This window comes from Streptococcus oralis (assembly GCF_001578935.1).
GTDB classification, from domain to species: domain Bacteria; phylum Bacillota; class Bacilli; order Lactobacillales; family Streptococcaceae; genus Streptococcus; species Streptococcus oralis_R.
Genome location: NZ_KQ969521.1, coordinates 330,438 through 338,636 on the forward strand (window position 1 = coordinate 330,438; position 8,199 = coordinate 338,636).

The window sequence follows — 8,199 nt, forward strand, 5'->3', positions numbered from 1 at the left end:
GCTGTCAGGTGAAAATCATTACGATGGATATGTTTCGTCCTTATTATGACTTGGCTAAACAGCTTCGCTTCCGAATTTATAGGCTCAGGCTAAAACAGTCCACTGGACTGTTTTACTCCAACATCTTAGCTGTGCTAGGTTCTTCTTAAGAGTCGAAAAAATCCTCAATCACAAAGATTGAGGATCAATACAGAGTAGCTTAAACGATACCTTGTGCAATCATAGCGTTTGCTACGTTTTCGAAGGCAGCGATATTTGCTCCTGCAAGGTAGTCAGTACCAAGTCCGTATGTTTCAGCAGTTGTTTTAGCTGTATTGAAGATGTTGGTCATGATGTCTTTGAGGCGTCCATCAACTTCTTCACGAGTCCATGAAAGGCGAAGGCTGTTTTGGCTCATTTCAAGCGCTGATACAGCTACACCACCAGCGTTGGCAGCTTTGGCAGGCCCGTAGAAGATACCATTTTCTTTGTAAACTTTGATGGCATCAAGGTCGCTTGGCATGTTGGCACCTTCAGATACACAGATAACTCCTTGAGCAACCAAACGTTTAGCTGCTTCACCGTTGATTTCGTTTTGAGTAGCACATGGAAGAGCGATGTCGTAGTTTCCGGCGTAAGTCCATACAGAACCTTCATGGTAAGTAGCAGTTGCTTTCTCAGCTGCATACTCAGTCAAACGAGCACGGCGTTTTTCCTTAACATCTACTAAAAGATCGAAGTCGATACCATTTTCATCGATGACATAACCATTTGAGTCAGAAACAGAGATAACTGTTGCACCAAGTTCTGTCGCTTTTTGAAGAGCGTATTGGGCTACGTTACCAGAACCTGAAATAACCACTTTCTTACCAGCAAAACTGTTACCATTAGCTTTGAGCATTTCTTCAGTATAGTAAACCAAACCATAACCAGTTGCTTCTGGACGAATCAAGCTACCACCAAATCCAAGAGGTTTACCAGTCAAGACACCCGCATCAAATTGGTTAAGGCGTTTGTATTGACCATAAAGGTAACCGATCTCACGTCCACCAACACCGATGTCACCAGCAGGAACGTCAAGAGATGGTCCGATGTATTTTTGCAATTCAGTCATAAAGCTTTGGCAGAAGCGCATCACTTCAGCATCTGTTTTGCCTTTTGGATCAAAGTCAGATCCACCTTTACCTCCACCGATTGGAAGTCCAGTCAAGACGTTTTTGAAGATTTGTTCGAAGCCGAGGAATTTCAAGATTCCTTGGTTTACCGTTGGGTGGAAGCGAAGACCACCTTTGTATGGTCCAACAGCTGAGTTGAACTGTACACGGTAACCACGGTTGACTTGTACTTTACCTTCACGGTCAACCCAAGGAACACGGAAGCTAATCACGCGCTCAGGCTCCGTAATACGTGCCAAGATGTTTTCTTCGATGTATTCTGGGTGTTTTTCAAAAACAGGTTCTAGGGTGCTGAAAAATTCTTCAACAGCTTGGAGGAACTCAGCCTCATGGCCATTACGAGCTTTTACAGTTTCAAAAGCGTTTTGGATATATTCTTTAGCAGTTGTCATAGAGATTCTCCATTTCTATCATTTATAAAACAAAACTATGTCATGTTTTGTTACATCTGCTATTATAACAGAATTTTTATGAGGTGTAAAGAAAAAAACGGAAATTTTCTAAAAATTCTTTCAATTCACAAAACCGAACGTTTTATATAGAAATTAGTTTCTCAAAGAGAAAATCTTAAAGTATGGTATAATATTAGAAATAAAAGGAATCTGGAGGATCAGAATCATGGTATCAACGAAAACACAAATAGCTGGCTTTGAGTTTAACAATTGCTTGATGAATGCAGCGGGTGTGGCTTGTATGACGATAGAGGAGCTTGAAGGGGTCAAAAATTCAGCAGCCGGTACTTTTGTTACGAAGACTGCGACCTTGGACTTTCGTCAGGGAAATCCTGAACCACGTTACCAGGATGTTCCACTTGGTTCTATCAACTCTATGGGCTTGCCAAATAATGGCTTAGACTACTATCTGGACTATCTTTTGGACTTGCAGGAAAAAGAGCCAAACCGTACTTTCTTCCTATCTTTAGTTGGCATGTCTCCAGAAGAAACACATACCATTTTGAAAAAAGTTCAAAAGAGTGAATTCAAAGGACTGACAGAGCTTAATCTCTCTTGTCCAAATGTTCCAGGAAAACCTCAGATTGCTTATGATTTTGAGACAACAGACCGTATCTTGGCAGAAGTATTTGCCTACTTTACCAAACCTCTTGGGATTAAATTGCCACCATATTTTGATATTGTTCACTTTGACCAAGCGGCTGCTATTTTTAACAAGTATCCACTCAAGTTTGTTAACTGTGTTAACTCTATCGGGAACGGCCTTTATATAGAAGACGAGTCGGTCGTGATTCGTCCTAAAAATGGTTTTGGTGGCATTGGTGGAGAGTATATCAAACCGACTGCTCTTGCTAATGTGCACGCCTTTTACCAACGTCTCAATCCGCAAATCCAAATCATCGGAACGGGTGGTGTTCTAACGGGTCGTGATGCCTTTGAACATATCCTCTGCGGTGCGAGTATGGTGCAAGTAGGAACGACGCTCCACAAGGAAGGCGTTGGTGCTTTTGAACGTATTACCAATGAACTGAAAGCTATTATGGCGGAAAAAGGATACGAGAGCCTAGAAGATTTCCGTGGGAAATTGCGCTATATTGATTAAGTTTAATAAAAAATCAGAAGAAAGGAGAGAAGATGCTAGCCATTGAAGACAGTCAGAAGTTGACTTTATCAAATCTATCTAGCTTGAATCTATTTACAGGGACAGATCAGGGTCAGTTTGAAGTTATGAAGAGTCAGGTGTTGAGGCAGATTGGTTATGATCCAGCCGATCTCAACTTTGCTTACTTTGATATGAAAGAAGTAGCTTATAAAGACTTAGAGTTGGAGTTGGTCAGTCTCCCTTTCTTTGCGGATGAGAAAATCGTGATATTAGACCATTTTGTCGATATCACAACAGCCAAGAAACGCTTTTTAACAGATGATGAGCTCAAGTCGTTTGAGGAATACCTTGACAACCCTTCACCAACGACTAAACTCTTGATTTTTGCGGAAGGAAAGTTGGATAGCAAAAGACGGTTGGTCAAATTGCTCAAACGAGATGCGACTGTCTTTGATGCTATTGAACCCAAGGAACAAGAACTCCGCCAGTATTTCCAAAAATGGAGTCAGACACAAGGTCTTCAGTTTGTGGGGCAATCCTTTGAAAATCTACTCATCAAGTCTGGTTTTCAATTTAGTGAAATCCAGAAAAATCTCTTTTTTTTGCAGTCTTATAAGTCCGACGGCGTGATTGAGGAGAAGGACATTGTCGAGGCTATTCCAAAGACTCTGCAGGACAATATTTTTGATTTGACTCAGTTTATTTTAGCTAAGAAGATTGACCTGGCCCGTGACTTGGTTAGAGATTTGACCTTGCAAGGGGAAGACGAAATCAAGCTCATAGCTGTCATGTTAGGGCAGTTTCGTACCTTTACTCAAGTGAAGATTTTATCAGAAGCTGGTCAGACGGAATCACAGATTGCAAGCAGTCTAGGAACTTACTTAGGGCGCAATCCTAATCCTTATCAAATCAAGTTCGCATTGAGAGATTCGAGAGGGATTTCCTTAGATTTTCTCAAGCGAGCGATTTCTTATTTGATTGAAACAGACTACCAGATTAAGACAGGTGTCTATGAAAAAGGGTACCTGTTTGAAAAGGTACTTTTGCAGATTGCGACAGAGGCAAATTGAGCAAAAAACTTGAAAAAAGAGGATGATTGCGTTATCATTTTCATATAGAAAGAAAAAGAGGTATTACAGATGGCTATTATCTTACCAGACCTTCCATACGCATACGACGCTTTGGAACCATACATCGATGCAGAAACAATGCACTTGCACCATGACAAACACCATCAAACTTATGTCAACAATGCTAATGCAGCTCTTGAAAAACACCCTGAAATTGGTGAAGACCTTGAAGCTTTGCTTGCTGATGTAGAATCTATCCCAGCTGATATCCGTCAAGCACTTATCAACAATGGTGGTGGACACTTGAACCACGCTCTTTTCTGGGAATTGATGACTTCTGAAAAAACTGCTCCATCAGCAGAACTTGCAGCAGCAATTGATGCAACATTTGGTTCATTTGAAGAGTTCCAAGCAGCCTTTACAGCAGCAGCAACAACTCGTTTCGGTTCTGGATGGGCATGGTTGGTTGTCAACAAAGAAGGGAAGCTTGAAGTGACTTCAACAGCAAACCAAGACACACCAATCTCAGAAGGTAAAAAACCAATCTTGGGCTTGGACGTTTGGGAACATGCTTACTACGTGAAATACCGCAACGTGCGTCCTGACTACATCAAAGCTTTCTTCTCAGTCATCAACTGGAACAAAGTAGATGAGCTTTACGCAGCAGCAAAATAAAAAAATAGGAAGGGAAGAGTCATTCTTCTCTTTTTGCTTTATATGGCAGAAGTCTGACAAAATCGTCAGACTTTTTTCATTTTTATGAAAAACGTGCTAACTGCTAGAAATTATGGTAAAATAGAGTGTTAAGTAATCGTGGAAAAGGAAGACTATGCGTAAAGAAATTGCACCTGAATTATACAACTATAACAAGTTTCCTGGCCCAGAATTTCATGTGAATGGGGATAAGGTTGAGACTGAAGGAATTGCTTTTACCTTGGTTGAAAATATCAAGGATGCTTTCGATGTGACAGTCTTTAATCAGCGTTTTTCAGAAGTCTTAACCAAGTTTGATTATATCGTGGGGGACTGGAGCAATGAACAACTCCGCCTACGTGGCTTTTACAAAGACGACCGAACAGAGGAAAAAAATGAAAAGATTAGCCGCTTACAGGACTATCTTTTGGAGTATTGTAGTTATGGTTGTGCCTATTTTGTCCTAGAAAATCAAGCACCGAAGCGGGCTTCATTTGACAAGAAAATGCGTAAAAAGGATGAGGAAAACCTTTCTAGAAGAGGCAAGAAACCTTCGCAAAACAAGAGAAAACCAAATGCGGATAAGAGAAATAGACGTCGTCATAAGGACCAAAAGTCTCAGAAAGAGGACAAGGGACAGCGCCATTTTGTCATTCGTCAGAAATAGATAGAGAATAAGGAGAAGAGATGAAACCGTCTATTTATAGTTTAACACGTCAAACCATGCAAGAATGGGTATTAGAACAAGGAGAAAAGAAATTCCGAGCAGATCAAATCTGGGAATGGCTCTACCGTAAACGTGTCCAGTCATTTGAAGAAATGACCAACCTTTCCAAAGATTTGATTGCTAAGCTCAATGACCAGTTTGTAGTCAATCCATTGAAACAGCGGATCGTACAAGAGTCAGCTGACGGTACTGTTAAGTATCTTTTCGAGTTGCCAGATGGCATGTTGATTGAGACAGTACTCATGCGTCAACACTACGGTTTGTCAGTCTGTGTGACCACTCAGGTTGGCTGTAATATTGGTTGTACCTTCTGTGCCTCTGGTTTGATCAAGAAACAACGGGATCTCAATAACGGGGAAATCGTAGCGCAAATCATGCTGGTTCAGAAATACTTTGATGAGCGTGGTCAGGACGAACGCGTCAGCCATATCGTTGTTATGGGAATTGGTGAACCATTTGATAACTACAACAATGTATTGAACTTTGTTCGTACCATCAATGATGACAAGGGGATGGCCATCGGTGCTCGTCACATCACAGTTTCAACTTCTGGTTTGGCCCATAAAATTCGTGATTTTGCTAATGAAGGCGTACAGGTCAATCTGGCTGTGTCCCTTCACGCACCAAATAATGAGTTGCGCTCAAGCATCATGAAGATTAACCGTGCTTTTCCGATTGAAAAACTCTTTGCTGCGATTGAATACTACATCGAAACAACCAACCGCCGTGTAACCTTTGAATACATCATGCTCAATGAAGTCAACGATGGCGTTGAACAAGCCTTGGAATTGGCTGAATTGCTCAAGAACATCAAGAAATTATCTTATGTAAACTTGATTCCTTATAACCCAGTCAGTGAGCATGACCAGTATAGCCGTAGTCCTAAAGAGCGCGTCATGGCCTTCTACGATACGCTCAAGAAAAAGGGTGTCAACTGTGTTGTCCGTCAAGAACATGGTACTGATATTGATGCAGCTTGTGGACAATTACGCTCCAATACAATGAAAAAAGACCGCCAGAAGGCAGTCGCAGTGGTAAATCCATAAAATGACTAGAAAAAGAGAATTAACCTTAAGATTGGGAGTGGTTGTTTATAGCCTTTGTATTGTCTGTTTTTGCTTCACTCCCCAGCCTCAACTTCCTACAGGAGTGGAAACTCCAGGTATTCAAACTTTTGGACGCCTGGTTTTTCTTTTGACACCTTTTAACTCCCTTTGGAATTTAGGTGAAGTGACCAGTTTGGGACAAGTCCTTTGGATCTTTTTGCAGAATATTTTAAATGTCTTCTTGCTCTTCCCTCTGGTCTTTCAACTGGTCTATCTCTGTCCAAACTTGCGGCAAACGAAAAAAATCCTCCTTCTCAGTTTTCTACTGAGTCTAGGAATCGAGTGTACGCAACTGGTCTTAGACTTTTTCTTTGATTTTAATCGCGTTTTTGAGATTGATGATTTGTGGACCAATACCTTGGGAGGCTATCTGGCTTGGGTCCTCTATAAAGGACTGCATAAAAACAAGATAAGGAATTAGAATGAGTATTTTAGAAGTTAAAAATTTAAGTCATGGTTTTGGTGACCGTGCAATTTTTGAAGATGTATCTTTCCGTCTCCTCAAGGGAGAACATATCGGTCTAGTCGGTGCCAATGGTGAAGGGAAATCAACCTTTATGAGCATTGTGACAGGTAAGATGTTGCCAGATGAAGGGAAGGTGGAGTGGTCCAAGTATGTGACTGCTGGCTACCTGGATCAGCATGCTGTGCTAAAGGAAGGTCAAACTGTGCGTGATGTTCTCCGTACTGCCTTTGATGAGCTTTTCAAAGCAGAAGCACGTATCAATGACCTCTATATGGAAATGGCAGAAGAGGGTGCTGATATTGATGCGTTAATGGAAGAAGTTGGTGAACTCCAAGATCGTTTGGAGAGTCGTGATTTCTATACCTTGGATGCCAAAATTGACGAAGTGGCGCGTGCTCTTGGTGTCATGGACTTTGGCATGGATACGGATGTAACCTCTTTGTCAGGTGGGCAAAGAACCAAAGTGCTTTTGGCCAAGCTTCTCCTTGAAAAGCCTGATATCTTACTTCTGGATGAGCCAACCAACTACTTGGATGCTGAACATATTGACTGGCTCAAGCGTTATCTCCAAAACTATGAGAATGCCTTTGTCCTTATTTCGCATGATATTCCTTTCCTCAACGACGTAATCAATATCGTCTATCATGTGGAAAATCAACAGTTGACGCGTTACTCTGGTGATTACTACCAGTTCCAAGAAGTCTATGCCATGAAGAAATCTCAGCTAGAGGCGGCATATGAACGTCAACAGAAAGAGATAGCAGACCTCAAAGACTTTGTTGCTCGAAACAAAGCCCGTGTTGCGACACGTAATATGGCCATGTCCCGTCAAAAGAAACTCGACAAGATGGATATTATCGAACTGCAAAGTGAGAAGCCAAAACCATCCTTTGATTTCAAATCAGCTCGTACGCCAGGACGCTTTATCTTCCAAGCAAAGGATTTGCAGATTGGTTATGACCGCCCTCTAACAAAACCGCTTAATCTGACCTTTGAACGCAATCAAAAGGTGGCTATTATCGGAGCCAACGGGATTGGAAAGACGACTCTGTTGAAAAGTCTCTTGGGCATTATTCCGCCAATCGCTGGGGAAGTTGAACGCGGTGATTACCTAGAGCTTGGTTATTTTGAGCAAGAAGTAGAAGGTGGAAATCGCCAAACACCTCTTGAAGCTGTCTGGAATGCCTTTCCTGCACTCAATCAGGCAGAAGTTCGTGCAGCCCTTGCTCGTTGTGGTTTGACGACCAAGCACATTGAAAGTCAGATTCAGGTCTTGTCAGGTGGGGAACAGGCCAAGGTGCGTTTCTGTCTCTTGATGAACCGTGAAAATAACGTCTTAGTGCTGGACGAGCCGACCAACCACTTGGATGTAGATGCCAAGGATGAACTCAAACGGGCGCTTAAAGAATACAAAGGAAGCATTCTTATG

8 protein-coding genes are annotated in these 8,199 nt (G+C 41.8%); 7 read left to right on the forward strand and 1 reads right to left on the reverse strand.

Features of this window, described 5'->3' with window-relative positions:
- Nucleotides 1–199: 199 nt before the first annotated feature.
- Complete coding sequence (gdhA, locus tag SORDD15_RS01620) at nt 200–1,546, reverse strand: NADP-specific glutamate dehydrogenase (protein ID WP_061413780.1); 1,347 nt, start codon at nt 1,544–1,546, stop codon at nt 200–202.
- Nucleotides 1,547–1,772: 226 nt separating this feature from the next.
- On the opposite strand from gdhA, the gene SORDD15_RS01625 reads away from it, so the two are divergent.
- From SORDD15_RS01625 to SORDD15_RS01655, 7 genes are all read left to right on the forward strand, one after another.
- On the forward strand, nt 1,773–2,708 hold the full coding sequence (locus SORDD15_RS01625; RefSeq protein WP_061413782.1) for a dihydroorotate oxidase: 936 nt from the start codon (nt 1,773–1,775) through the stop codon (nt 2,706–2,708).
- A 32-nt stretch (nt 2,709–2,740) separates the two neighbouring features.
- The gene (holA, locus tag SORDD15_RS01630; protein WP_061413784.1) at nt 2,741–3,778 is read left to right on the forward strand and encodes a DNA polymerase III subunit delta; all 1,038 of its coding nucleotides are present in this window, start codon (nt 2,741–2,743) and stop codon (nt 3,776–3,778) included.
- 69 nt (nt 3,779–3,847) lie between these two features.
- Nucleotides 3,848–4,453 carry a superoxide dismutase SodA gene (sodA, locus tag SORDD15_RS01635; protein WP_049495200.1) on the forward strand — a complete coding sequence of 202 codons (606 nt, stop codon included), beginning with the start codon at nt 3,848–3,850 and terminating at the stop codon, nt 4,451–4,453.
- Nucleotides 4,454–4,607: 154 nt separating this feature from the next.
- A complete protein-coding gene (locus tag SORDD15_RS01640) occupies nt 4,608–5,138 on the forward strand; it encodes a YutD family protein (protein WP_061413786.1) in 531 nt (176 codons plus the stop codon).
- Between the two features lie 20 nt (nt 5,139–5,158).
- Nucleotides 5,159–6,244, forward strand: coding sequence for a dual-specificity RNA methyltransferase RlmN (rlmN, locus tag SORDD15_RS01645; protein ID WP_061413788.1), 1,086 nt, complete (start codon nt 5,159–5,161; stop codon nt 6,242–6,244).
- A gap of 1 nt (nt 6,245) precedes the next feature.
- Nucleotides 6,246–6,725: a VanZ family protein gene (locus SORDD15_RS01650; protein ID WP_061413789.1), complete on the forward strand. Its 480-nt coding sequence runs from the start codon at nt 6,246–6,248 to the stop codon at nt 6,723–6,725.
- Nucleotide 6,726: 1 nt separating this feature from the next.
- Nucleotides 6,727–8,199: ABC-F family ATP-binding cassette domain-containing protein (locus tag SORDD15_RS01655; protein WP_061413791.1), on the forward strand; the 1,473-nt coding region annotated here is incomplete at its 3' end.